Origin of the sequence: Mycobacterium parascrofulaceum ATCC BAA-614 (genome assembly GCF_000164135.1) — a bacterium.
Lineage (GTDB): Bacteria > Actinomycetota > Actinomycetes > Mycobacteriales > Mycobacteriaceae > Mycobacterium > Mycobacterium parascrofulaceum.
Genome location: NZ_GG770554.1, coordinates 559,421 through 583,577 on the forward strand (window position 1 = coordinate 559,421; position 24,157 = coordinate 583,577).

Genomic DNA, 24,157 nt, shown 5'->3' on the forward strand with positions numbered 1-24,157 from the left:
CGCGCGAAACCTGAGAATTTCCTATGCTGGACGGCCGCACGACCCTGACCGGCGGCGTTAGCGACGGAAGCGAAATCCGCCGGATGGGCGTTTGCATCAGTTTCGCTACGGGTAAGCGACTGCGATACAGCGTAATTGAAAGCCTGAGCAGAACCTGAGTGCGGGGAGTGACGTAGCTAACGTCGGGGGATTTCGAACCGCTTTGACGCGGATTTCGGTCGCTAGACTCGCGAAAACCAGTCGCGTCAGCGCCTTTCGGTGCTGAGATCCTCCTGGATCCGGAGGCCGAAAGTCGCGCATGTCCCGGCGACGTCGTCCCGCGCCGACAACATAGCAAAGGCGGTGCAGCGTGAGCGGTGTTAATGACCGCAAAGCCCCCCAGGACGACCGGGACGAGCGGGTGTTCCGGCTCGATGACACCTCGGTGGTCCGGATTCCGGTCGGAAACGGCCCGATCAGCGACATCGGCATCAGCCCCGACGGCAGTCGACTGGTCGTCGCCAACCACGGCCGCGACGCGGTCTCGATCATCGACACCGATGCGCGTCGGGTGGTGCGGAGCGTCACCGGCCTCGGCGAGCCCTTCGCGGTCGCCCTGAACGGCGGGGACGCCCCGCTGGTCTTCGTCAGCACCGCGACCATGTCGTACGACTCCGTCGACGTCGTCGACCTGGCGACCGGCGCGCACGTCGCCACCCACCCGCTCGCGCAGAGCGTGAGCGATCTGGCCGTGAGTGGCGACGGGAGGCTCGTCTACGCCAGCGGCAACGGCGCCCGCGGCGCCTACGTCACGGTGCTGGACGTCATCACCGAGGACGTCGCGGTGATCGACCTGGCCATCGAGCCGGGGACCACCGCCGACTGCGTGCGCGTCAGCCCCGACGGGCGCCACCTGTACGCCGCCACCAACGGGCCGTCCGGCGGCCGGCTGGTCGAAGTCGACCCCCGGCGCTCGCGCATCGTGGGCGCCTACGAGCTCGGTCTGCCCATCCGCGACGTCGCGCTGAGCGACGACGGCGGCACGGCCTACGTCGCCAGCTGCGGGCCCGTCGTCGGCGCGGTGCTCGACGTCGTCGACATCCGGACCCGCAAGATCACCGGCACGCGCAAGCTCAGCGAGGTCGCCGGTCCGCTCACCCGCCTGACGCTCAGCCGCGACGGCCGCCGCGCCTACCTGGTCAGCGATGACCGCGTCGCGGTGGTCTGCACGCGCAGCCACGACGTCGTCGGCGACATCACGGTGGCCAAGCAGCCGTCCTGCGTGGTCGAAAGCCCGGACGGCAGGTATCTCTACATCGCCGGCTACTCCGGCGTGGTCACCGTGGCGCCGATAACCGCGGGCGGGGGATCCGCCGAGGCGTCGACCACCCGGCTGCCCGCGCTGGCGCAGCGGGAACCCGTACTCGCTTAGGGTGATTGCCGACGCCGTCGCCGAACCCGGGCTTAGGGTGGAGACGGCCGTCGGCCCATCGCTGCCGGCCCGGGAGCGGTCGCACCGCGTCTCGAGGGTTGACATCAGGCGGCGCTGCGCCGAGATCCAAAGGCGGTACCTCAATGGACAGCACGATGCAGGACTATCCGTTGACGATCACCGCGATCATGCGGCACGGCTGCGGCGTGCACGGTGCGCGCACGGTCACCACCGCCACCGGCGACGGCTACCGGGGAATCAGCTACCGCGAACTCGGGCAGGACGCCGCTCGGCTGGCGAACGGGTTGCGCCGCCTCGGCGTCGACGGGGATCAGCGGGTGGCCACGTTCATGTGGAACAACGCCGAACACTTGGCCACCTACCTGGCGGTGCCGTCGATGGGCGCGGTGCTGCACACCCTCAACATCCGCCTGTTCGCCGAACAGATCTCCTACGTCGCCAACGAGGCCGAGGACCAGGTGGTGCTGGTCGACGCGTCGCTCGCCAAGCTGCTCGCCCCGGTGCTGGGCGAGTTGAAGACCGTGCACACGGTGATCGTGGTAGGCGAGGGTGACCAGGCCCCGTTCGAAGGGGCGGGCAAGACCGTGCTGCGCTATGGCGACGTCCTCGCCGGCGAGTCGACCGAGTTCGACTGGCCCGAGATCGACGAGAAGTCCGCGGCCGCGATGTGCTACACGAGCGGCACCACCGGCAACCCGAAAGGCGTGGTCTACAGCCACCGTTCGAGCTATTTGCACACCATGGCGGCCTGCACGGCCAACGGCATCGGCGTGGGCGCCGTGGACAGCGTGCTGCCGATCGTGCCGATGTTCCACGCCAACGCGTGGGGCCTGCCGTATGCCGCCCTGATGGCCGGTGCCGACTTGGTGCTGCCCGACCGCCACCTCGACGCGCGGTCGCTGATCCGCCTGGTCGAGGACCTCCGGCCGACCTTGGCGGGCGCGGTGCCCACCATCTGGAACGACGTGCTGCATCGCCTGGAGGAAGAACCCGACCACGACATGTCGTCGCTGCGGTTGGTGGTCTGCGGCGGCTCGGCCGTCCCGGTGTCCCTGATGCGGACCTTCGAGGAAAAGCACGGCGTGCAGATCCGGCAGCTGTGGGGCATGACGGAAACCTCCCCGATGGCCACCATGGCGTGGCCGCCGCCGGGTACCCCCGAGGACCAGCACTGGGCCTTCCGCGCCACCCAGGGGCAGCCGGTCTGCGGTGTGGAGATGCGCATCGTCGACGACGACGGCCGGGTGCTGCCGAACGACGGGGAGGCCGTGGGTGAGGTGGAAGTCCGCGGCCCGTGGATCGCGGGCTCGTACTACCTGACGGCCGACGACGCGAAGTTCGACTCCGGCTGGTTGCGCACCGGCGACGTGGGGCGGCTCGACGAGCGGGGCTTCGTCACCCTGACCGACCGGGCCAAGGACGTCATCAAGTCCGGTGGGGAGTGGATCTCCTCCGTCGAGCTGGAGAACAACCTGATCGGGCACCCCCACGTCGTCGAGGCCGCGGTCGTCGGCGTGCCCGACGAGCGGTGGCAGGAACGGCCGCTGGCCGTCGTGGTCGCCAAGGAAGGCACCACGGTCAGCGCCGAGGACCTGCGAAAGTTCCTCGCGGAAAAGGTGGTTCGCTGGTGGCTGCCCGAGCGGTGGGCGTTCGTCGAGGAGATTCCGCGCACCAGTGTGGGCAAATACGACAAGAAGGCCATCCGGGCGCGCTACGCCGAGCATGGCTATTGGGTGGTCGAGGCGCGCGACTGAGCGCCGCGAATGAGGGCGGACGCTCGCGCGCGTGTTGAACCGCCGAAGCTGGGTACCGTCGAGGTCATGTGTCGACTTTTCGGATTGCACGCCGGGACGGACGTCTGCACCGCGACGTTTTGGTTGATGGACGCCCCCGACAGCCTGTCGGTCCAGAGCAGGAGGAACCCGGACGGCACCGGCCTGGGCGTCTTCGACGAGCGGGGCCGACCCCAGGTGCACAAGCAGCCGATGGCGGCCTGGAGGGATTCCGCGTTCGCCACCGAAGCGCACGAGATGAGCGGCACCACCTTCATCGCGCACGTGCGCTACGCGACGACCGGCTCACACGAGACCCGTAACACCCATCCCTTTCTGCAGGATGGACGGATATTCGCGCACAACGGCGTGGTCGAGGGGCTCGACGTTCTCGATGCGCGGCTGCGCGAGCTCGGCACCGCAGACCTGGTGCAGGGCGACACCGACTCCGAGCGGGTCTTCGCCTTGATCACCGGTTGCACCCGAGCCCAAAGCGGCGACACGACAGCGGGTTTGCTCGATGCCATGCGGTGGCTTGCGGACAGCGTGCCGATCTTCGGGGTCAACGTGCTGCTGAGCACGGCCACCGAGATGTGGGCGCTGCGGTACCCGGCGAGCAACCGGCTCTATGTGTTGGACCGGCGCTATGAGCCCGAGTCGGCGCGAGACTTCCACATGCGCACCGACCGGATCCGCGCCTGGTCGAAGCATCTGTGCGCCCGATCGTCGGTGGTATTCGCCAGTGAACCGATGGACGGCGACCCGCGCTGGCGCCTGCTGGATCCCGGCGAGCTCGTCCATGTCGACGCGGGGCTGCACATCACCAGCAAGGTGGTGCTGCCCGACCCGCCCAGGCACCAGATCCGCGAGGAGGATCTCAGCGTCCCGGCGCAACAGGCGCAGCTGCTCTCGCCGTAAACCCCGCCACCGCGGCGCCCACCGCTGCTGGCAGAGTGGGTGGGCGTGACAACCAGACGAGCGCTTGTGCTGGCCGGTGGCGGGATCGCGGGAATTGCTTGGGAGACAGGTGTTTTACGCGGTATCGCCGACGAGTCGCCGACGGCGGCGCGGCTGTTGCTGGGCGCCGACGTGCTGGTGGGAACCTCGGCGGGCTCGGCCGTCGCCGCGCAGATCGCCGGCGGCAGCGCGCTCGACGCGCTGTTCGACCGGCAGGTCGCCGAATCGTCGGCCGAGATCGATTCCGGGGTCGACGTCGCCTCGATCACCGAGATGTTCCTGGCCGCCCTGGCCGAGCCCCATACGGACGGCTCGGACAGGACGCGTGACCGGATGCGGCGGATCGGCGCCGTGGCGCTGGCCACCGAAACCGTTCCGCCCTCGGTGCGGCGCCGGGTGATCGCCCAACGGTTGCCGTCGCACGCCTGGCCCGACCGGGTGCTGCGGATCACCGCCATCGACGTGGACACAGGGGAATCGGTGGTCTTCGATCGCGACTCCGGCGTCGACCTCGTCGACGCGGTGGCCGCCAGCTGCGCGGTGCCCGGGGCGTGGCCGCCGGTGGCGATCGCGGGCCGGCGCTACATGGACGGCGGGGTCGCCAGCACGGTCAACCTCGGCGTGGCCGCCGATTGCGATGCGGCGGTGGTGCTGGTGCCGTCGGCCGCCGACGCGCCCGCGCCGTTCGGCGCCGGCCCGGCCGCGGAGATCTCCGCGTTCCCCGGCGCGACGTTCGCGGTGTTCGCCGATCCCGGCTCGCTGGCGGCGTTCGGACCCAACCCGCTGGATCCCGGGTGCCGCGTCGCATCGGCCCGGGCCGGGCGCGAGCAGGGCCGCCGCGAAGCCGGGTCCGTCGCGCGGTTCCTGGGGTGTGCGCGAGGCTAAGTCGTTGCCGCCGCGCGGGTTTCAGCCTTCATCAGCCGGCGCGGCGCGGTCGTTGTCGAAGGCGTCCAGGGCCTCGTCCGCCAGCGCGCGGCCGACGGCGATCACCTCGGCCGCCCGGTGAAATTCCAGGCCCCGGCAGATCGAGCGCGGGATCTCGATCAACAGGTCGGGCGGGTAGACCGCCAGCGTGTGGCGCGCGAGCGCGGCCTGGGCGATGTCGATCGTGCGGTTCATCACCTCGAAGCTGCCCAGCTTCGGGACGTCGGGTGCGGCGTCGCCCAGTTCACCCACGGCATCGTCCTCGGGGGCGGTCTCGTCGACGTCCGCATCGTCCGACCAGCTGTCGGATTCGGCGGTGGTCCCGCCGAATCTGCCCAGGACGGCTCGCGCGGTCGGCCGATCGAGCAGGGAGCGGGCCGCGGAGGTGTCGAGCAGGGCGGAGGTGCTGCGCACCATGCGGTTCAGCCACTCGGCGGTCACGCCGGCTTCGGCGTCGCGGTTGGCGATCGCCTCGCTGCCGCTGAGGCTCACCGCGATGGTCACGTCGGCGTTGACGGCCGAGAGGGGGGCCATCGGCAGCGGGTCCAGGATGCCGCCATCGGCCAGCAGCCGGCCGTCGACTTCGTGGGGGGCGATCACGCCCGGTATCGCGATGGAGGCGCGGATCGCCTCGTCGACCGGGCCGCGCTGAAACCACACCGATTTACCGGTCAACAGGTCGGTCGCCACCGCGGTGAACGGGATCGGCAGCTCTTCGATGGCGACGGGGCCGAGGATGTCGCGCACCGCTTCCAGGATTTTCTCCGCCCGCATCACCCCGGCCGCGCTGATCGAGAAGTCCAGCAGCCGCAGGATGGTGCGCTGCGTCAGGGACTTGGCCCAGTCGGCGAATTCGTCGCGGCGTCCGGCGGCCTCCAGCCCGCCGACTAGCGCACCCATCGACGAGCCCGCGATCCCCACGATCTCGTAGTCTCGGGCGCGCAGGGCGTCGATCACCCCGATGTGGGCGTAGCCGCGCGCGCCCCCGCTGCCCAGCGCCAACGCCACCCGCGTCGGTGACGATCGGCGCGGGACCACCCCACCAGGTCCGTCCGGCATCCCTTCATTTTGCGCGGTGGAACCGGGCGGCACCGGCGGGCCCGACACTTTAGCTACCCGTGAATTCAATCGCGCAAGAGTTCGAAGGCTCTAGTCGCATTCGCCGTCCGCGGCGGCGCGCGCGGCGGTGATCACGGCCGCCTGCCGGGCCGGCGTCAGATCCGCCCATCGGGCATTCCAGCTGCCCGCGGTGCCCGCCGGCGCGGCCTGGACCATCGCCAGATAGGGCTCGAACAGTGACCGATCGGTCCCGGGTTGCGCGTCCATCCACACTCTTGCGGCGTGACAGGCCTGGTAATACTCCTCCTCGGTCGAATTCGCGGGGACGTCGACCCTGGTCGTCACGCCGGCCGGTGAGCGTCCGACGGCGCCCGGGGGCGCCGCACCCGCCGGGATGCCCGCCGGCCGCGCCGACGAGGACGCGGTCTCGCCGCCGGGGGCGCCGTGCGAGCAACCCATCACCGCCAGCAAGCCGGCCGCCACGGCGAGCGTCCCCCACGACCGGGGGCGGTCACGGCACCAGCGCACCCTCCCAATCTATGCAACACTGGCGGCCGTGATGGAGCGCTTCGGATTTTGCGAGTGTTGCCGGCCGTAACACGCCGCCGCCTGTCCGATCCGTTTTCCCTGGAGCTCCCCGATGTCTGTGCCCCTCGCCGTCCCGGCTGCGTCGCGCCCGCGACCTTTCTCCTCCCCGTCTGCGGGCCCGACGCGGCTGCGCGTTCCCGACCTCCTGCACGCCACCGACCGGGCGGCCGACGACGTCCTGAGCGGGCGTTGCGACCACCTGCTGCCGCCGGGCGGCGTACCCGACTCGCGCCGCTGGTTCACCCGCATTCACGGTGACGAGGAGTTGGACGTCTGGCTGATCAGCTGGGTTCCCGGTCATCACACCGAATTGCACGACCACGGCGGGTCCCTGGGCGCGCTGACGGTCGTGTCCGGCTCGCTCAACGAATTCCGTTGGGACGGGCGTGCCCTGCGGCAGCGCCGGCTCGACGCCGGCGATCAGGCCGGGTTCCCGCTGGGCTGGGTGCACGACGTGGTGTGGGCGCCCCGGCCCGTTCCCGTGCCCGTTTCGGTACCGGCGCGGCCGTCGCTCAGCGTGCATGCCTATTCACCGCCGCTGACCGCGATGTCGTACTACCAGATCACCGGCCGGAATCGGCTGCGCCGCCAGCGCACCGAACTGACCGACCAACCGGAAGGACCGTGATGAGCCGCATCGACGTCGTGTTGAGATCCGCCCGGCGCCGTCTCCGCCGCCTGCCCGCCGCCGAGGTGCCCGACGCGCTGCGGCGCGGCGCGGTGCTGGTCGACATCCGTCCCCAGGCGCAGCGCTTGCGGGAGGGTGAGATCCCCGGCGCGTTGGTGATCGAGCGCAACGTCTTGGAGTGGCGCTGCGACCCGACCAGCGAGGCCAAGCTGCCCGAGGCGGTCGGCGACGACGTCGAATGGGTGATCGTGTGCTCGGAGGGCTACACCTCCAGCCTCGCGGCCGCCGCGTTGCTCGACATCGGCCTGCACCGCGCCACCGACGTCATCGGTGGCTACCACGCGCTGGCGGATTCCGGTGTGCTGCAACAGCTTTCCCGCGCCCGGGCGGTGGCCGCCGACCCGGCAGTGCTCGCCACCGCCGGCACCCCGGGCCGCCGTTGGCTCTAGCTACCCGGTGGAGGTGGCCTCCGAATGGAGCAGGAGCCGCAGCCTGGCCGTCTTTTCCGGCGTCCAGCCCGGCGGTGAGAGCACCGCGGCCCAGCCGTCGGCCGCGTCGGCGACATAGTGGTGGCCGTGCCCCTCGGGCACGTCGACGGCCACCGCCATGTCCGCCGACACCTGCAGGAACGTAACCACCGGAATCCAGCGCGTCTCCGGCAGCACGTCGTAGCCCCGCCGTTCCCGCAGCCAGTCCGGCTCGCTGAACAGCAGGTCGGGCGACCACCAGGCGATCGGGTCCGAGGCGTGTTGCAGATAGACCACCCGCGGGCGGTCCCACGCGGCGTTCGGGCGCGCCAGATTGGGTGGGCGCGCGACGAACCGGGCGTTCTTGCCGTCGTTGTAGATCGGCAGCCACTCCGGGGAACCGGCGTCGCGCGTCGCCGTCAGTTCGGTCCAGATGGTGTTCTGGAACGTCGGCCCGCTGAACAGGGCGCCGTCGGTGCGGGCGAGGACGTTGTTGAGGCTCATGAACGGCGCCTCGCCGCCGAACGACCCCAGGCTCTCGCCGAACACGACGAGCTTGGGGCGTTGCGCTTCGGGCATCTGGCGGATCAGCCGGTCGACGGCCTCGAACAGCGCCTGGCCGGCGTGGCGGGCGTTCTCCTTGTCCACCAGGAAGGACAGCCAGCTCGGCAGGAACGAGTACTGCATGCTGACGATCGCGGTGTTGCCGTTGTACATGTACTCGAGCGCGTCGGCCTCCGCCTCGTTGATCCAGCCGGTGCCGGTGGTGGTCGCGACCGCGACGACGGCGCGCTGCAGTCCGCCGGTGCGCTGCAACTCACGCGCCGCGAGTTCGGCGGTCGCCGTGATGCCGTCCGCGGAGTTCAGCCCGGCGTAGGCGCGGATCGGTTCGGTCGCCTGGACCCCGTTGAAGGTCGTGAGCTGGTCCACTCGGGGCCCGGCTTCCACGAAGATGCGGCCTTGGTGGCCAAGGGATTCCCAGGACACCAGCGACTCCGGGCCGCCGGATCGCAGCGGCGTCCTCGGGGGAGCGGTGTCGGGATTCATCTCGTTGTTGGCCGAGGCGAACGTGTCGTTCATGGTGCGCATGGCGAACTTGAGCACGACACCGTTGAGCACGGTGATGGTGAGCACCACGAGCAGTGCCACCACGATGGTCGCCGACAGTCGGAACGGAGCGATGCGATCCACCTGACCGACCAGGAACCGGACCAGCCACCGGATGAACTGGCCGATTTCGACCAGGGTGAACAACACCACCAGCGACAGGCCCGCGGCCACCGGGTAGTCGTACCACTTCAGGTGCGCGACACCCATCAGGTCGCGCACGTTGTCCTGCCAGACGTGAAACCAGATGGCCATCAACACCATTCCGAGCGCGCCGATCGGGATCAGCACCTTCCACGCCCAGCGCGGCGCCGGGGGACTGTGATCCTTCGCGCCCATGTAGCGGACCAGCCACACGGCGAACACGCCCAGCCCGTAGCCGATGGCGCCGGAGATCCCGCTGACCAACCCCTGAAACAACGCGCCGCGCGGCAACAGCGACGGCGTCATGGAGAACCAGACGAAGACCAGGCCCACGGTGGTGCCGGTGAACGTGTAATGACGCACCCACCAAGGCTTTTGGCCCGGGCGCGGCTCGGGGACCGCCGGGCCGGTTTCGGGTCCGGCCTGCGGGCGCCCGGCTTCGTCCGCGACGGCCGTCGGGTTGCCGCCGGTGTCGGTGTTCGTCGCTGAACCCGGGTCGCTCATCGCAGGCCTAGCGGTGGGTGAAGTTGGGAGCGCGCTTCTCGACGAAGGCCGTCATGCCTTCGGATTGGTCCTCGGTCGCGAACGTCGAGTGGAAGAGCCGGCGCTCGTAGAGCAGCCCTTCGGACAGGGTCGACTCGAAGGCACGGTTGACCGCCTCCTTGGCCATCCGTGCGGCCGAGCGCGACATCTGGGAAATGGTGGTGGCCACGGCCTTTGCCTCGGTCAGCAGGTCGTCGGCCGGCACCACCCGCGAAACCAGGCCGCTGCGTTCGGCTTCGGCGGCATCGATGGTGCGCCCGGTCAGGATCAGGTCCATCGCCTTGGCCTTGCCGATGGCGCGGGTCAGGCGCTGCGAGCCGCCCATCCCCGGCAACACGCCGAGCTTGATCTCCGGCTGACCGAACTTCGCCGTGTCGGCCGCGATCAGCAGATCGCACATCATCGCGAGCTCGCAGCCGCCGCCGAGCGCGTGCCCGGCCACCGCGGCGATGGTCGGCGTGCGCACGGCCGCCAGTTTGGCCCAGGGGGCGAAGAAGTCGGCGTCGAAGGCGTCGGCGAACGTCAGGCCCGCCATCTCCTTGATGTCGGCGCCCGCGGCGAACGCCTTGGCCGAACCGGTGATGATGATCGCGCCGATGCCCGGATCGTTGTCGAAGTCCATTGCCGCACTTGTCACTTCGTTCATCACCTGGGTGTTCAGCGCGTTGAGTGCTTTGGGCCGGTTCAGGGTGATGGTGCCGACGCGCTCGTCGCGCTCGACCAGGATGGTTTCGTAGTTCTCGGGGGCCGTGTCAGTCACCAAATCGCCTTTCTAGAAACTCAAGTCGTCATCGACCGGGGTGAAATACGCTTCGACGTCCGCTGGGTTTACCTCGGGCAGCGTCGCCGGCGACCACTTCGGGTTGCGATCCTTGTCGATCAGCTGCGCCCGGATGCCCTCCACCAGGTCGTGCGACCGCAGCGACGCCGACGACACCCGGTAGTCCTGAACGAGAACGTCTTTCACGGTCTCGAGCTTGCCGGCGCGCCGGATCGCCTCCAGGGTCACCGACAACGAGATCGGCGACCGGGTGGCGATCAGATCGGCGGCATCGTTGGCTGCGCCGGCCTCGTGGTCCCGCAAACGAGCCACGATCTCTTCGACCGTCTCACCCGCGTAACACTCGTCGATCCAAGACCGTTGCGCGGCAAGCTCACTGGGCGGTGGCTCGACGGCGTGCTCGGCGAGGGCGCTCTCGACGCCGTCGTCGACGACCGCGCGGGTGAAGGCCTCGAGTGCGCCGTGCGGCACGTAGTGGTCGGCGAATCCCATCGCGATGGCGTCGGATCCGGAAAACGGCGCCCCGGTCAGCGCCGCGTGCAGACCCAGGCCGCCGGGCGCCCGGGACAGCAGGAACATCCCGCCGACGTCGGGAACGAAACCGATGCCGACCTCGGGCATCGCGATCTTGGCGGTGTCGGTCACCACGCGGGTGTTCGCGTGCGCGCTCACGCCGACGCCGCCACCCATCACGATGCCGTCCATCAGTGCCACGTATGGCTTGGGGAAATCGGAGATCTGGGCGTTCATCAGATACTCGTCCCGCCAGAACCGCCGCGCCTCGACCCCGTCCTTGCGGGCGCTGTGATAGATGGAGACGACGTCGCCGCCGGCGCACAGCCCGCGCTCGCCGGCGCCCGAGAGCACCACCGCGCGCACCGCGTCGTCGTCCGCCCACGCGGAGAGGATGGCGCGCAGCGCGTCCACCATCGGCTGGTTCAGCGAGTTGATCGCCTTGGGGCGGTTGAGCGTGATCAGACCGACGTTGCCGTCGACGCGGGTCAGAACCTCATCGGATTCGTCGGACACGCACTGGCCTCCCATCGCCGGTTCCACCCTCGACGAAAAATCTAGATCGTGACGACCGGCGCTATACCCGCGGGTAAGGGTTATCTTTAACGCGACGACAGCACCTGCGTTCGTCTGGGCGGCTCCGGGCACCGAAAAATGCCCAGGTCGGCCGGGAACCCGGACGGGACGCTGCTCGTTGAGATGGTGTTCGCACAGCTCGAAGCCAATAGAGAGGATCCGACGGTGCGGGAGACAAGCAACCCGGTATTTCGTTCGCTGCCCAAGCAGCGGGGCGGATACGCGCAATTCGGCACAGGCGCGGCCCCGATGCAGGGCTATGGAGCCGACCCCTACGCGGCGCCCTACCAAGCTCCCTACCAGGAGGCCAGGGCTTCGCGGCCGCTGACCATCGACGACGTCGTCACCAAGACCGGCATCACGCTGGCCGTGCTGGCGGTGTCCGCCGTGGTTTCCTACTTCCTGGTGTCGGCCAACCTCGCGCTGGCGATGCCGCTGACCCTGATCGGCGCGCTCGGGGGCCTGGGGCTGGTGCTGGTGGCGACCTTCGGCCGCAAGCAGGACAGCCCGGCGATCGTGCTCAGCTACGCCGTCCTCGAGGGCCTCTTCCTGGGCGCGCTGTCGTTCGTGTTCGCCAATTTCTCGGTCTCCAACGCCAACGCCGGCGTGCTGATCGGGGAGGCCGTCATGGGCACCTTCGGTGTCTTCTTCGGCATGTTGGTGGTCTACAAGACCGGCGCCATCCGGGTCACCCCCAAGTTCACCCGCATGCTCGTCGCCGCGATGTTCGGCGTGCTGGCCCTGATGCTCGGCAACTTCGTGCTGGCGATGTTCGGGGTCGGCGGCGGTGCCGGCCTGGGCCTGCGCAGCGGCGGCCCGCTCGCGATCATCTTCTCGCTGGTGTGCATCGGGATCGCGGCGTTCAGTTTCCTGATCGACTTCGACGCGGCCGACCAGATGGTGCGCGCCGGGGCCCCCGAGAAGGCGGCCTGGGGCATCGCGCTCGGCCTGACCGTGACGCTGGTCTGGCTGTACATCGAGATCCTGCGCCTGCTCAGTTACCTGCAGAACGACTAGCGCTCGTCAACGAAAGACCGGCACGCCGATCGGCGTGCCGGTCTTGTCGTCTGTGCCTTGGGCGTCGAGTGTGCCTGGGCGCCGAATGTGCGAAGCATCCGCCGTGCGTTAGCGGCTTCGAGTGTGAGCCGGCGGCGGGATCCGGGCGATTTCCTCGCCCTGGACACACCCGCAAGGCCCTACGCGCACGCCGGACACCCGGGACGACACTGCAACCGCGAGTCGGTCAGCTGAGCCGCTCGATGATCATCGCCATGCCCTGCCCGCCGCCGACGCACATCGTCTCGAGGCCGAACGTCTTGTCGTGCGTCTGCAGGTTGTTGAGCAGCGTGGTCGCGATGCGCGCACCGGTCATGCCGAACGGGTGGCCCAGCGCGATCGCCCCGCCGGAGACATTCAGCTTGTCCTCGTCCATGCCCAGCTCGCGCGCCGAGCCCAGCACCTGCACGGCGAACGCCTCGTTGATCTCGTAGAGGTCGATGTCGTTGATCGACATCCCCGCCCGCGCCAGCGCCTTCTTGCACGCCTCGATCGGTCCCAGGCCCATGATCTCCGGCGACAGGCCGCTGACGCCCGTGGAGACGATGCGCGCCAGCGGCGTGAGGCCCAGCTCCTTGGCCTTGGTGTCGCTGGTGATCACCAGCGCGGCGGCGCCGTCGTTCAGCGGGCAGGCGTTGCCCGCGGTGACGGTGCCGTTGGGCCGGAACACCGGCTTCAGCTCGGAGACCTTCTCGTAGGTGGTGCCGGCGCGGGGGCCGTCGTCGGTGCTCACGGTGCTGCCGTCCGGCAGCGTGACCGGGGAGATCTCGCGCTCGAAGAAGCCGCTCTTGATCGCCTCCTCGGCGCGGTTCTGGCTGCGCACGCCCCAATGGTCCTGGTCTTCGCGGCTGATGCCCGTCAGCAGCGCGACGTTCTCCGCGGTCTGCCCCATCGCGATGTAGACGTCGGGCAGGTTGCCGTCGGCGCGGGGGTCGTGCCACTCGTCGGCGCCCGCGGCCGCGGCCTGCGACCGCTCCTGGGCCTCGTCGAAGATCGGGTTCTTGGTGTCGGGCCACGAGTCCGAGTTGCCCTTGCCGAACCGGGACACGGTCTCCACACCCGCGGAGATGAACGCGTCACCCTCGCCGGCCTTGATGGCGTGGAAGGCCATCCGGGTGGTCTGCAGCGACGACGAGCAGTACCGGTTCACGGTGGTGCCCGGCAGGAAGTCGTAGCCCAGCTCGACGGCGACGACACGCGCCATGTTGAAGCCGGACTCGCCGCCCGGCAGGCCGCAGCCCAGGATGAGGTCGTCGATCTGGTGCGGGTTGAGCGCCGGGACCTTGTCCAGCGCGGCGCGCACCATCTGGGCGGCCAGGTCGTCGGGCCGCATGGAGACCAGCGACCCCTTCATCGCGCGGCCGATCGGCGAGCGAGCGGTTGAGACAATGACGGCTTCAGGCATAACGGTTCCCTTCAAATCCCTTCCGGATTCCGACGATCGCGCTTCACAAACCGTTGACTCAACGCCGACGGGCTAGCACGAATCTAGTCGTTGCCAACCTGGGGGCACGAAGACGGGGCGGGTCGCGCCACCGGACGCCGCCACAGCCGCGACATCACGCTGGTTCGGGTGTGGCGCTGGCCGAGCACCGGCGGGGTGGTCGACGCCGCCAACTCCAGCGGCGGAATGTCGACCTCCTCGCCCAGCGCCTCGCACAGCGCGCGCAGCAGCGCGTCGGCGGCGATCGCGTATGCCGGGGCGGACGGGTGGAAGCCGTCCGGCGAGAACATCACGTGGGGCGTCGAACGGAACTGCGGGGTCATCAGCTGGCCCAGCGGTACCGGCATGCCGCCGGCGGACCGCACGGCCGCGGCCTGGGCGCGGGCCAGTTGCATGCAACGCTCGTGCGCCAGCGAGCGGAGCGGTTGCGGGATGGCGGTGATGACCCCCAGATCCGGGCAGGTACCGGCGATCACGACCGCGCCGCGGGCGCGCAGCTTGCGGACGCTCAGCCCGAGCCGCTGGGCCGACTGGCTGACCCCGTTGAGGGCTGTCACGTCGTTGGCTCCGACCATGATCACCGCCGCGTCCGGTGGCGCCCCGGCCACGAACATGGCGTCCACCTGGCCGCAAACACCCTTCGAGGTGGCGCCGACGATGGCCTTGGTGCTCAGCCGGATTCGCTTGCCCGTCTGTTCGGCGAGGCCCCGCGCGATGCGTACCCCCGGCACCTCCTCCGCGCTCACGCACCCGTAGCCGGCGGCGGTCGAGTCGCCGAAGATCATCAGGCTCAGGTCGAAGGGCACGCCGCGGTGCCACCGCTCCGCCGGCCCGCCGCCGGGGGTGTACACGCCGTCGGCGCGCGGCGGGATGTCCCACGACTTGGGGATGACGGTGCGCGCGTGCGTCGCCTGGCCGACGAGCAGGTTGCGCGCCCCCAGATAGGCAGTCCCCGTCGAGGCGAGTGCGCCTGCTGTGGCCAGGGCGATCGCCGAACGGCGTGGCACCCGCATGGTCACGAAATCAGTTTAGTTCGGCTTGGATGTTTGCGAGGTCGGCTGACCAACAATCCGGTCACGGCGGGAAACGAATTGGTATCGAATCGGGCTATTCAAACGTTGCTCTGAAAAATGCCTGTCACGCTGATCCGCAGGGGTTGGCTGAGCGCTTCGGGCAAACGGCTGAACCGGACGCTTGGCCGCCTCGTCACATGCTGTATCGCACTACAACGGCGTAGGAAGTGTTGAGCATGAGCGCACCCGGCAAGGTATCCGGCTGGCCCCAAGCCGCCCTGCGTCCGCATGACGTCCTGAGGGCCCGGCGGGCAAAGACCCGCAAGTTCGCGATGAGCGACGGCGAGCCGGTCGAGGTCCTCGAGTCCGGGCCCAGCGTTGCTGCGCGGGTGGCCAACCTGACATCGCGGGTGACCATCCGACCCGTGCTGTCCGTCGGCAGCCACGTCCCGAACTTCCCCTGGCCGTGGGGCCTGATCGACCTGGCCGCCCGGGTGGTGCTGCCCGTGTCGGCCACCGTCCGCGAGACGGTGCAGCTGCCCAACGCCTCGGCGCAGCTGGTGCGCGCGCCGGGCGTGCTGCCCGCCGACGGCACCCGCCGGGTGGTGGTCTACTTCCACGGCGGCGCCTTCCTGACCTGCGGGGCGAACTCGCACGGCCGGCTGGTCGAGGCGTTGTCGAATTTCGCCGACTCGCCGATCCTGGTGGTCAACTACCGGCTGCTGCCCAAGCATTCGATCGGGATGGCCCTGGACGACTGCCACGACGGCTACCAATGGCTGCGGTTGCGCGGGTACCAACCCGATCAGATCGTGCTGGCCGGCGACTCCGCGGGCGGCTATCTCGCGCTCGCCCTGGCGGAACGCCTGCAAGAGAGCGGTGAGGAGCCCGCGGCCCTGGTGATGATCTCGCCGCTGCTGCAGCTGGCGAAGGAATGCAAGCAGGCGCACCCCAACATCAGCACCGACGCCATGTTCTCCCACCGGGCGTTCGACGCGCTGGCCGAGCTGGTTGCCTCCGCGGCCGACAAGCACAAGGTCGCGGGGAAACCCGAGGAGATCTACGAGCCGCTCGAGCACATCAAGCCCGGCCTGCCGCGGACCCTGATCCACGTCTCCGGGTCCGAGGTGCTGCTGCACGACGCGCGGCTGGCGGCGAGCCGGTTGGCCGCGGTGGGGGTGCCGGCCGAGGTGCGGGTGTGGCCCGGGCAGGTTCACGACTTTCAGCTCGCGGCGCCCATGGTGCCGGAGGCGGTCCGCTCCCTGCGGCAGATCGGCGACTACATCCGCGAGGCCACCGAGTAGCGCACCCGTCGTTGCCCGCCGGGGGAAGCCGTCGTGCACCCCGGGAACCCGCCTGAGACGATGAACGCATGCGGATCGCCCAGCACATCAGTGAGCTCATCGGCGGCACCCCGCTGGTTCGCCTGAAGTCGGTCGTCCCGGACGGCGCCGGCATCGTGGCGGCCAAAGTCGAGTACCTCAACCCCGGCGGCAGCTCGAAGGACCGGATCGCGGCCCGAATGATCGACGCCGCCGAGGCGACCGGATTGCTGAAGCCCGGCGGCACCATCGTCGAACCCACCTCGGGCAACACCGGCGTCGGCCTCGCGCTGGTGGCCCAGCAGCGCGGGTACAAGTGCGTGTTCGTCTGCCCCGACAAGGTCGGCGAGGACAAGCGCAACGTGCTGCTCGCCTACGGCGCGGAGGTCGTCGTCTGCCCGACGGCGGTGCCGCCCGAGCACCCGGACAGTTACTACAGCGTCTCCGACCGGCTGACCCGAGAGATCGAGGGCGCCTGGAAGCCGGACCAGTACGCGAACCCGGAGGGGCCGGCCAGTCACTACGCCACCACCGGCCCGGAGATCTGGGCCGACACCGACGGCAAGATCACCCATTTCGTCGCCGGCATCGGCACCGGCGGCACGATCACCGGCGCGGGTCGCTACCTCAAAGAGGTGTCCGCCGGCCGACCAGAAGGACCCGTGCGCATCATCGGCGCGGACCCCGAGGGCTCCGTCTATTCGGGGGGCACCGGCCGGCCCTACCTGGTCGAGGGCGTCGGCGAGGATTTCTGGCCGGCCGCCTACGACCCGGGCGTGCCCGACGAGGTCATCGCGGTGTCCGACTCCGACTCGTTCGACATGACCAGGCGCCTGGCCCGCGAAGAGGCGATGCTGGTCGGCGGGTCGTGCGGGATGGCGGTGGTGGCCGCGCTGAAGGTCGCGGAGGAGGCCGGGCCCGACGCGCTGATCGTGGTGTTGCTGCCCGACGGCGGGCGCGGCTACATGGCGAAGATCTTCAACGACGCCTGGATGTCGTCCTACGGGTTCCTGCGCAGCCGCCTCGACGGGTCGACCGAACAGGCCAGGGTGGGTGACGTGCTGCGCCGCAAGTCGGGCGAGCTGCCCGACCTGGTGCACACGCATCCGTCCGAGACCGTGCGCGACGCAATCGGCATCCTGCGCGAGTACGGGGTGTCCCAGATGCCCGTCGTCGGCGCCGAGCCGCCGGTGATGGCGGGCGAGGTGGCCGGCAGCGTCTCCGAGCGCGAACTGCTGTCGGCCGTCTTCGAGGGCCGGGCCAAATTGGCCGACGCCGTGTCGCAGCACATGAGCCCGCCGCTGCCCATGATCGGCGCCGGCGAGTTGGTCAGCGCCGCCGGCAAGGCGCTGCGTGAGTGGGACGCGCTGATGGTGGTCGAGGAGGGCAAACCGGTCGGGGTGATCACCCGATACGACCTGCTGGGGTTCCTCTCCGACGGGCCTCGCGGACCAGCAGGGCGACGCTAGCGGGCGCGCTTCGTCTCTCGCCCGGCCATCGTGCGCTCAGGTACTGTAATGCCGCCTGGTCCGGCTGGTCCGCAGTGGAAGGGGTGCCCATGACCGATCAACCGCCGCCCGGCGGCGCTTACCCGCCACCGGCCTCGTCGCCCGAGTCATCCGGTGGCCAGGACACCCCACCCCCTCCGCCGGCATCCACCGGCGGTTCCTATCCGCCGCCCCCGCCACCACCCGGCGGTGGTTCCTATCCGCCGCCCCCGCCACCACCCGGCGGTGGTTCCTATCCGCCGCCCCCGCCGCCCTCCGGCGGGTACGCGCCCCCGCCTCCCGGACCGGCTATCCGCACCTTGCCGACGGAGTCCTACACGCCGTGGCTCACCCGGCTGGCGGCCTTCATCATCGACATCCTCCCGTACGCCGTCGTGCACGGCATCGGCACCGGCATCCTGGTGGCGACGCAGCAGACGTCCTGCATCACCGACGTCACGCAGTACTCCGTCAACCAGTACTGCGTGACGCAGAACTCGACCCTCGGCCTGGCCGCACAGTGGCTGGCGTCGCTGATCGGGCTGCTCTATCTGATCTGGAACTACGGCTACCGCCAGGGCACCACGGGGTCGAGCGTCGGCAAGTCGGTGATGAAGTTCAAGGTGGTCAGCGAGGTCACCGGCCAGCCGATCGGTTTCGGGATGTCCGTCGTGCGCGCCCTCGCGCACTTCGTCGACGCCATCATCTGCTTCATCGGTTTCCTCTTCCCGCTGTGGGATGCCAAGCGGCAGACGCTGGCGGACAAGATCATGACGACGGTCTGTCTGCCGCTCGACGGGACCGAGCCGCAGCCGAGCTAGTCGTGCGGGCGCGGTAGCCGAGGGGTCGGTCGCCTAGGCTGATCGACGATGAGCGCCGACCACACCGGACACTTCACCGGACTCGCGACCAAAGCGATTCACGCCGGCTACCGGCCGGATCCGGCGACCGGGGCGGTCAACGCCCCGATCTACGCCAGCAGCACGTTCGCCCAGGACGGCGTCGGCGCGCTGCGCGGCGGGTTCGAATACGCGCGCACCGGCAACCCGACGCGGGCGGCGCTGGAGGCCTCGCTCGCGGCGGTCGAGGGGGGCGGCTACGCGCGGGCGTTCGCTTCCGGCATGGCCGCCACCGACTGCGCGTTGCGGGCGATGCTGCGGCCCGGTGACCACGTGATCATCCCCACCGACGCCTACGGTGGCACCTTCCGGCTGATCGACAAGGTGTTCACGCAGTGGGGCGTTCGCTACACGCCGGTGGCGCTGTCCGACGTGGACGCCGTCCGCGCCGCGATCACGCCGCAGACCCGCCTGATCTGGGTGGAGACACCGACCAACCCGCTGTTGTCCATCGCCGACATCGCGGCCCTGGCCGGGCTGGGCCAGCAGTCCTCGGTAAAGGTGTTGGTGGACAACACATTTGCCTCGCCCGCGCTGCAGCAGCCGTTGACGCTGGGCGCCGACGTGGTGCTGCATTCGACCACCAAGTACATCGGCGGCCACTCCGACGTGGTGGGCGGCGCGCTGGTCACCGATGACCCGGAATTGGACGCGGCCTTCGCGTTTTTGCAGAACGGCGCGGGCGCGGTGCCCGGCCCGTTCGACGCCTACCTGACCATGCGCGGCCTGAAGACGCTGGTGCTGCGCATGCAGCGGCACAGCGAAAACGCTTGGGCCGTGGCGGAATTCCTCGCCGGACACCCGGCAGTGAGCGCCGTGCTCTATCCCGGCCTGCCCGGCCACCCCGGGCACGACGTCGCCGCGCGGCAGATGCGCGGCTTCGGGGGGATGGTGTCGGTGCGCATGCGCGGCGGCCGGCAGGCCGCCCGGGATCTGTGCGGCCGCACCGAGGTCTTCATCCTGGCCGAGTCGCTCGGCGGCGTCGAGTCGCTGATCGAACACCCCAGCGCCATGACGCACGCGTCCACGGCGGGGTCGCAGCTGGAAGTGCCCGATGACCTGGTGCGGCTGTCGGTCGGCATCGAAGACGTTGCGGACCTGCTGGCCGACCTGGGCCAGGCGCTCGCCTAGCCACCGCGAGCAGACGCAAAATCGCACGTGCGAAGCGCGTTGGATGCGATTTTGCGTCTGCTCGCCGGAGGACGCGGCTAGTGGCGGGTCGCCACCAGCTGGCTAGGAGTGGTAGGGCTCCGCGCTGACCAGCGTGACCTCGACGGTGTTGCCGTTGGGCACGACGTAGCTGCGGGTCTCGCCCACCTTGGCGTCGATCAGGGCGCCGCCCAGCGGCGAGTTGGGTGAGTACACCTCGAGCTTGCCGTCGTTGACGCCCTCCTGGCGGGTGGCGATCAGGAACGTCTCCGTGTCGGACTTGTCGCCGTTGTAGTAGACCTTGACCACCGAACCGGGCAGCGCCACGCCGGACTGCTTGGGCGCCTCGCCGACCTTGGCGTTGTTGAGCAGGTCCTGCAGCTGGCGGATGCGGGCCTCCTGCTGGCCCTGCTCTTCGCGCGCGGCGTGGTATCCGCCGTTCTCGCGGAGGTCGCCCTCTTCGCGGCGGTCGTTGATTTCCGCGGCTATCACCGGACGATTCGCGATCAACTGGTCGAGTTCGGCCTTCAGCCGGTCATGCGACTCCTGGGTCAGCCAGGTCACCGAAGTGTCCGTCATCTCGTCGTGCTCCTCATGTTGTCGTTGCGCGCAACCGCGTAAGCCTGTTATCCCCGCCGCCGGGCGTATCCGGGTCTTCTCCCCGTGCGCTGCCGATCCGTTGTGCTCACGGCCTTAATGCAGCAATACACGGTCCCATCAGGAACCGTGCATTCACCCATGTTACCACCGCGCAAACAATTGATGACCCCAAATTCGCAGTTCGGCTATCGCTCGCGCGGTCAGGCGGGCCGCAGATAGGCGGGCACGTCGGTGCCGCAGCCGTAGATGTCGGCCATCATCGGCGGTTTGCTGGACTTCACCGTGGTGGTGATCTGCACCGTCTTCGCCCCGGACGGCGGGACCAGCACCTCCCGCCTGCCCGACTCACTGCCGTCCTTGGCCCGCACCCGCACGATGCAGTCCACCGGGCGCGACGGATCGGATCGCGTCACGCTGATCGTTACCGACGCCGTCTCGTCGTCGATCAGTTGATAGCCGGCCAGCGTGCCCGTCACGGCGCCGGTGCCCAGCCGGTGGTAGCTGACGACGGCGATCACCAGGCCGGCGGCGACGACCAGCGCACCGAGGGCGCCGATCACCCAGCGCCGGGGCACGCGCGAGCGCCCGTAGCGGGCCTCCGGACGCGGAGGGGAAGTATCGGTCATGGCTGGGTATGCCTGAGTGGTCGGCCGCCGGGCACCGGCCGGCAGCATGCAACGATCTGAAGAACTGGAATTATAGATTCACAACCGGCGACCAGCAGACCGACAAGGGGGCACGTGAGCGAACTGCGGTTGATGGCGGTGCACGCCCACCCCGACGACGAGTCCAGCAAGGGTGCGGCCACCCTCGCCCGCTACGCCGACGAGGGTCACCGGGTGCTGGTGGTGACGCTGACCGGCGGCGAGCGCGGCGACATCCTCAACCCGGCGATGGACCTGCCCGAGGTGCGCGGCCACATCGCCGAGATCCGCCGCGACGAGATGGCCAAGGCCGCCGAGATCCTCGGCGTCGAGCACACCTGGCTCGGCTTCGTCGACTCCGGCCTGCCCCAGGGGGACCCGCCGCCCCCACTGCCCGAGGGATGCTTCGCGCTGGCGCCGCTCGAGGAGTCGGTGGAGGCGCTGGTGCGGGTGGTCCGCGACTTCCGCCCACACGTGATCACCACCTACGACGAGAACGGCGGCTACCCGCATCCGGATCACATTCGCTGCCACCAGGTGTCGGTCGGTGCCTTCGAGGCGGCCGGGGACTACCGGCGGTATCCGGACGCGGGCGAGCCGTGGGCCGTGTCCAAGCTCTACTACATCCACGGATTCTTGCGCGCCCGGATGCAGCTGCTGCACGACGAGGCCGTCAAACACGGCCACGAACCCCCGTTCAAGAAGTGGCTCGAGCACTGGGACGCCTCGCACGACCCGTTCGAATCCCGGGTCACCACGCGCGTCGAGTGCTCGAAGTACTTCGGCCAGCGCGACGACGCGCTGCGGGCCCACACCACCCAGATCGACCCCGAGCACGATTTCTTCGCCGCGCCCATCGAGTGGCAGCAGCGCCTGTGGCCGACGGAGGAATTCGAGCTGGCGCGCTCGCGGGTCCCGGTGCGGCTGCCCGAGGACGACCTGTTCGCCGGAATCGGGGGTGACGGGTGAACCGCCTCGTTCTGACGGCGAGCGCGCTGGCGGACGGCGCACCGCAGCACACCGGCCCGGACTTCGGGAAGGCCAGCCCCATCGGGCTGCTGATCGTCGTGTTGCTGTTGATCGCCACGCTGTTCCTGCTGCGATCGATGAATCGGCAATTGAAGAAGGTGCCCGAGTCGTTCGACCCCAAGCACCCCGAGCCCGACCAGGCCGCCGACGAGGGCACCGACGCGGTCGACGAGGCCGACGGACAGCCCCCGGACCGGGCGGACGGATCGGAGCGGCCACCGGGACCCGGCGATGAGCCCGGCTGACGCTGCCGCGACCAACACGCTCGGGCTGGCCACCAGCCCGTATCTGCGCCAGCACGCCGACAACCCGGTGCACTGGCAGCAGTGGACCCCGCAGGCGCTGGCGGCGGCGGCCGACCGCGACGTGCCGATCCTGCTGTCCATCGGCTACGCGGCCTGCCACTGGTGTCACGTGATGGCCCACGAGTCGTTCGAGGACGACGAGGTGGCCGCCGCCATGAATTCCGGATTCGTCTGCATCAAGGTCGACCGGGAGGAACGCCCGGACCTCGACGCCGTCTACATGAACGCCACCGTGGCGCTGACCGGGCACGGCGGCTGGCCGATGACGTGCTTCCTGACGCCGGACGGCCGACCCTTCTTCTGCGGCACCTACTACCCCAAAGATGGCTTCCTGCAGCTTCTTTCGGCGGTGTCGGCCACCTGGCGCCAGCGTCGTGGCGAGGTGGAGCAGGCGTCCGACCAGATCGCCGGCGAGCTGCGCGCGATGGCGGGCGGGCTGCCCTCCGGGGGGCCGCGCGTCGCGCCGGAGCTGTGCGACCACGCGGTCGCCGCGGTCCTCGCCGACCAGGACGCGGAACACGGCGGGTTCGGCGGCGCACCGAAATTCCCGCCCTCGGCGGTCCTCGAGGCGTTGCTGCGCAACTACGAGCGCACCGGGTCGACGGCGGCGCTTCAGGCGGTCGAGCGCACCGGCAACGCGATGGCCCGCGGCGGCATCTATGACCAGCTGGCCGGCGGGTTCGCCCGCTACAGCGTCGACAACGCCTGGGTGGTCCCGCATTTCGAGAAGATGCTGTACGACAACGCGTTGCTGCTGCGCGCCTACGCGCACTGGGCGCGGCGGACCGGGAATCCGTTGGCGCGCCGGGTCGCCGCCGAGACCGCGCGCTTCCTGCTCGACGACCTGGCCGACGGCGCCATGTTCGCCTCGTCGCTGGACGCCGACGCCGACGGCCGCGAGGGCTCGACGTATGTCTGGACGCCCGAACAGCTTACCGAGGTGCTCGGTCCCGACGACGGCCCTTGGGCCGCACAGCTTTTCGCGGTCACCGCTTCCGGCACCTTCGAGCACGGGTCCTCGGTGCTGCAGTTCCCCGCAAGCGGGAGGGGCCCGCAGCCCGCCGGTCCCGGCGACCCGCAACGGCTGGAACGTGTCCGGGCCGCGCTGCTGGCCGCCCGGCTCACCCGGGCCCAGCCGGGGCGCGATGACAAGGTCGTGACGTCCTGGAACGGCCTGGCGATCACCGCGCTGGCCGAGGCCGGCGTGGCCCTGAACGAGCCGGGGCTGGTCCACGCCGCGCGGGATTGTGCGGCCGCGCTGCTTGCCCTGCACCTCGTCGACGGGCGGCTGCGGCGCGCCAGCCTGGGCGGGGTGGTGGGTGAGAGCGCCGCCATCCTCGAGGACCACGCGACGCTGGCCACCGGGCTGCTCGCGCTCTACCAGCTGGATACCGACGAGGGGTGGCTGACCGCGGCGACCGGGTTGCTCGACACGGCGCTGGAACACTTCGCCGACCCGCAGCGCCCCGGCCGCTGGTTCGACACCGCCGACGACGCCGAGCGGCTGATGCTCCGGCCCGCCGACCCGCTGGACGGCGCCACCCCGTCGGGCGCGTCGTCGATCGCCGAGGCGCTGCTGACCGCGGCGCACCTGGCGGACGGCGAGCGCGCGGAACGGTACCTGCGCGCGGCGGCCGACGCGCTCGACGCGCATTCGGTGCTGCTGGAGCGCGCGCCGCGGTCGGCGGGACACTGGCTGGCCGTGGCCGAGGCGGCGG

At 70.0% G+C, this 24,157-nt stretch carries 23 protein-coding genes; 14 read left to right on the forward strand and 9 right to left on the reverse strand.

Translation table 11 applies throughout. The features are described 5' to 3' along the window. The first annotated feature begins 349 nt into the window (after window positions 1–349). The 4 genes from HMPREF0591_RS12715 to HMPREF0591_RS12730 all read left to right on the forward strand — a co-directional run bounded on the left by HMPREF0591_RS12715 (window position 350) and on the right by HMPREF0591_RS12730 (window position 5,046). Entirely contained in the window at window positions 350–1,411 is a 1,062-nt protein-coding gene (locus HMPREF0591_RS12715) for a beta-propeller fold lactonase family protein (RefSeq protein WP_007168965.1), read from the forward strand. 143 nt (window positions 1,412–1,554) lie between these two features. After that, window positions 1,555–3,186 (forward strand): long-chain fatty acid--CoA ligase, encoded by a 1,632-nt coding sequence (locus HMPREF0591_RS12720; protein WP_007168966.1) that lies wholly within the window; start codon window positions 1,555–1,557, stop codon window positions 3,184–3,186. A 66-nt stretch (window positions 3,187–3,252) separates the two neighbouring features. After that, a complete protein-coding gene (locus tag HMPREF0591_RS12725; protein WP_040622776.1) occupies window positions 3,253–4,122 on the forward strand; it encodes a class II glutamine amidotransferase in 870 nt (289 codons plus the stop codon). A 45-nt stretch (window positions 4,123–4,167) separates the two neighbouring features. Further along, window positions 4,168–5,046 (forward strand): patatin-like phospholipase family protein, encoded by an 879-nt coding sequence (locus tag HMPREF0591_RS12730; RefSeq protein WP_040622441.1) that lies wholly within the window; start codon window positions 4,168–4,170, stop codon window positions 5,044–5,046. Between the two features lie 21 nt (window positions 5,047–5,067). On the opposite strand, the gene HMPREF0591_RS12735 is transcribed toward HMPREF0591_RS12730, so the two are convergent. Continuing rightward, complete coding sequence (locus tag HMPREF0591_RS12735) at window positions 5,068–6,144, reverse strand: patatin-like phospholipase family protein (RefSeq protein ID WP_085981630.1); 1,077 nt, start codon at window positions 6,142–6,144, stop codon at window positions 5,068–5,070. Between the two features lie 90 nt (window positions 6,145–6,234). Further along, complete coding sequence (locus tag HMPREF0591_RS12740) at window positions 6,235–6,672, reverse strand: lipoprotein LpqV (RefSeq protein ID WP_425270175.1); 438 nt, start codon at window positions 6,670–6,672, stop codon at window positions 6,235–6,237. A 112-nt stretch (window positions 6,673–6,784) separates the two neighbouring features. On the opposite strand from HMPREF0591_RS12740, the gene HMPREF0591_RS12745 reads away from it, so the two are divergent. Together HMPREF0591_RS12745 and HMPREF0591_RS12750 are read left to right on the forward strand one after the other, a co-directional pair. Further along, window positions 6,785–7,360: a cupin domain-containing protein gene (locus tag HMPREF0591_RS12745; RefSeq protein WP_007168971.1), complete on the forward strand. Its 576-nt coding sequence runs from the start codon at window positions 6,785–6,787 to the stop codon at window positions 7,358–7,360. Further along, complete coding sequence (locus HMPREF0591_RS12750) at window positions 7,360–7,809, forward strand: rhodanese-like domain-containing protein (protein WP_083802012.1); 450 nt, start codon at window positions 7,360–7,362, stop codon at window positions 7,807–7,809. The genes HMPREF0591_RS12745 and HMPREF0591_RS12750 overlap by 1 nt, the downstream gene beginning before the upstream one ends. Here the strand turns inward: HMPREF0591_RS12750 and HMPREF0591_RS12755 are convergent, their stop codons facing one another. Genes HMPREF0591_RS12755 through HMPREF0591_RS12765 form a run of 3 tightly spaced genes read right to left on the reverse strand, consistent with a single transcriptional unit; the run spans window position 7,810 to window position 11,431 of the window. Next, window positions 7,810–9,582, reverse strand: coding sequence for an alpha/beta hydrolase (locus HMPREF0591_RS12755; RefSeq protein WP_007168973.1), 1,773 nt, complete (start codon window positions 9,580–9,582; stop codon window positions 7,810–7,812). It abuts the gene before it with no gap. A 7-nt stretch (window positions 9,583–9,589) separates the two neighbouring features. Then, window positions 9,590–10,381 (reverse strand): enoyl-CoA hydratase, encoded by a 792-nt coding sequence (locus tag HMPREF0591_RS12760; protein ID WP_040622443.1) that lies wholly within the window; start codon window positions 10,379–10,381, stop codon window positions 9,590–9,592. 12 nt (window positions 10,382–10,393) lie between these two features. Beyond that, complete coding sequence (locus tag HMPREF0591_RS12765; protein ID WP_040622445.1) at window positions 10,394–11,431, reverse strand: enoyl-CoA hydratase/isomerase family protein; 1,038 nt, start codon at window positions 11,429–11,431, stop codon at window positions 10,394–10,396. Window positions 11,432–11,656: 225 nt separating this feature from the next. On the opposite strand from HMPREF0591_RS12765, the gene HMPREF0591_RS12770 reads away from it, so the two are divergent. Next, window positions 11,657–12,508, forward strand: a complete 852-nt coding sequence (locus HMPREF0591_RS12770) for a Bax inhibitor-1/YccA family protein (RefSeq protein WP_040622780.1) — start codon at window positions 11,657–11,659, stop codon at window positions 12,506–12,508. 226 nt (window positions 12,509–12,734) lie between these two features. On the opposite strand, the gene HMPREF0591_RS12775 is transcribed toward HMPREF0591_RS12770, so the two are convergent. Both HMPREF0591_RS12775 and HMPREF0591_RS12780 read right to left on the reverse strand, forming a co-directional pair. After that, window positions 12,735–13,952 carry an acetyl-CoA C-acetyltransferase gene (locus tag HMPREF0591_RS12775; protein WP_040622446.1) on the reverse strand — a complete coding sequence of 406 codons (1,218 nt, stop codon included), beginning with the start codon at window positions 13,950–13,952 and terminating at the stop codon, window positions 12,735–12,737. Window positions 13,953–14,035: 83 nt separating this feature from the next. Next, entirely contained in the window at window positions 14,036–15,010 is a 975-nt protein-coding gene (locus tag HMPREF0591_RS12780) for an SGNH/GDSL hydrolase family protein (RefSeq protein ID WP_007168978.1), read from the reverse strand. A 230-nt stretch (window positions 15,011–15,240) separates the two neighbouring features. On the opposite strand from HMPREF0591_RS12780, the gene HMPREF0591_RS12785 reads away from it, so the two are divergent. The 4 genes from HMPREF0591_RS12785 to HMPREF0591_RS12800 all read left to right on the forward strand — a co-directional run bounded on the left by HMPREF0591_RS12785 (window position 15,241) and on the right by HMPREF0591_RS12800 (window position 19,843). Then, window positions 15,241–16,308, forward strand: coding sequence for an alpha/beta hydrolase fold domain-containing protein (locus HMPREF0591_RS12785; RefSeq protein ID WP_007168979.1), 1,068 nt, complete (start codon window positions 15,241–15,243; stop codon window positions 16,306–16,308). A 68-nt stretch (window positions 16,309–16,376) separates the two neighbouring features. Next, complete coding sequence (locus HMPREF0591_RS12790) at window positions 16,377–17,795, forward strand: cystathionine beta-synthase (protein ID WP_007168980.1); 1,419 nt, start codon at window positions 16,377–16,379, stop codon at window positions 17,793–17,795. Between the two features lie 89 nt (window positions 17,796–17,884). Then, on the forward strand, window positions 17,885–18,634 hold the full coding sequence (locus HMPREF0591_RS12795) for an RDD family protein (protein WP_040622449.1): 750 nt from the start codon (window positions 17,885–17,887) through the stop codon (window positions 18,632–18,634). 48 nt (window positions 18,635–18,682) lie between these two features. Continuing rightward, window positions 18,683–19,843 (forward strand): cystathionine gamma-synthase, encoded by a 1,161-nt coding sequence (locus tag HMPREF0591_RS12800; RefSeq protein ID WP_007168982.1) that lies wholly within the window; start codon window positions 18,683–18,685, stop codon window positions 19,841–19,843. A 102-nt stretch (window positions 19,844–19,945) separates the two neighbouring features. On the opposite strand, the gene greA is transcribed toward HMPREF0591_RS12800, so the two are convergent. Next, window positions 19,946–20,440 carry a transcription elongation factor GreA gene (greA, locus tag HMPREF0591_RS12805; RefSeq protein WP_007168983.1) on the reverse strand — a complete coding sequence of 165 codons (495 nt, stop codon included), beginning with the start codon at window positions 20,438–20,440 and terminating at the stop codon, window positions 19,946–19,948. 221 nt (window positions 20,441–20,661) lie between these two features. Then, window positions 20,662–21,087: a DUF4307 domain-containing protein gene (locus HMPREF0591_RS12810; protein ID WP_007168985.1), complete on the reverse strand. Its 426-nt coding sequence runs from the start codon at window positions 21,085–21,087 to the stop codon at window positions 20,662–20,664. 114 nt (window positions 21,088–21,201) lie between these two features. On the opposite strand from HMPREF0591_RS12810, the gene mca reads away from it, so the two are divergent. From mca to HMPREF0591_RS12825, 3 genes are all read left to right on the forward strand, one after another. Then, window positions 21,202–22,074: a mycothiol conjugate amidase Mca gene (gene mca, locus HMPREF0591_RS12815; protein WP_007168986.1), complete on the forward strand. Its 873-nt coding sequence runs from the start codon at window positions 21,202–21,204 to the stop codon at window positions 22,072–22,074. After that, a complete protein-coding gene (locus tag HMPREF0591_RS12820; protein ID WP_007168987.1) occupies window positions 22,071–22,379 on the forward strand; it encodes a hypothetical protein in 309 nt (102 codons plus the stop codon). The genes mca and HMPREF0591_RS12820 overlap by 4 nt, the downstream gene beginning before the upstream one ends. Further along, window positions 22,366–24,157: thioredoxin domain-containing protein (locus tag HMPREF0591_RS12825; RefSeq protein WP_007168988.1), on the forward strand; the 1,792-nt coding region annotated here is incomplete at its 3' end. The genes HMPREF0591_RS12820 and HMPREF0591_RS12825, both read left to right, overlap by 14 nt.

Coding starts and splice junctions, on each gene's coding strand:
- HMPREF0591_RS12750 (WP_083802012.1), top strand. CDS start 7,360: ATGAGCCGCATCGACGTCGTGTTGAGATCCGCCCGGCGCCGTCTCCGC.
- HMPREF0591_RS12790 (WP_007168980.1), top strand. CDS start 16,377: ATGCGGATCGCCCAGCACATCAGTGAGCTCATCGGCGGCACCCCGCTG.
- HMPREF0591_RS12755 (WP_007168973.1), bottom strand. CDS start 9,582: ATGAGCGACCCGGGTTCAGCGACGAACACCGACACCGGCGGCAACCCG.
- HMPREF0591_RS12810 (WP_007168985.1), bottom strand. CDS start 21,087: ATGACCGATACTTCCCCTCCGCGTCCGGAGGCCCGCTACGGGCGCTCG.
- HMPREF0591_RS12775 (WP_040622446.1), bottom strand. CDS start 13,952: ATGCCTGAAGCCGTCATTGTCTCAACCGCTCGCTCGCCGATCGGCCGC.
- HMPREF0591_RS12745 (WP_007168971.1), top strand. CDS start 6,785: ATGTCTGTGCCCCTCGCCGTCCCGGCTGCGTCGCGCCCGCGACCTTTC.
- HMPREF0591_RS12735 (WP_085981630.1), bottom strand. CDS start 6,144: ATGCCGGACGGACCTGGTGGGGTGGTCCCGCGCCGATCGTCACCGACG.
- HMPREF0591_RS12720 (WP_007168966.1), top strand. CDS start 1,555: ATGGACAGCACGATGCAGGACTATCCGTTGACGATCACCGCGATCATG.
- HMPREF0591_RS12785 (WP_007168979.1), top strand. CDS start 15,241: ATGAGCGCACCCGGCAAGGTATCCGGCTGGCCCCAAGCCGCCCTGCGT.
- HMPREF0591_RS12725 (WP_040622776.1), top strand. CDS start 3,253: ATGTGTCGACTTTTCGGATTGCACGCCGGGACGGACGTCTGCACCGCG.
- HMPREF0591_RS12795 (WP_040622449.1), top strand. CDS start 17,885: ATGACCGATCAACCGCCGCCCGGCGGCGCTTACCCGCCACCGGCCTCG.
- HMPREF0591_RS12800 (WP_007168982.1), top strand. CDS start 18,683: ATGAGCGCCGACCACACCGGACACTTCACCGGACTCGCGACCAAAGCG.
- greA (WP_007168983.1), bottom strand. CDS start 20,440: ATGACGGACACTTCGGTGACCTGGCTGACCCAGGAGTCGCATGACCGG.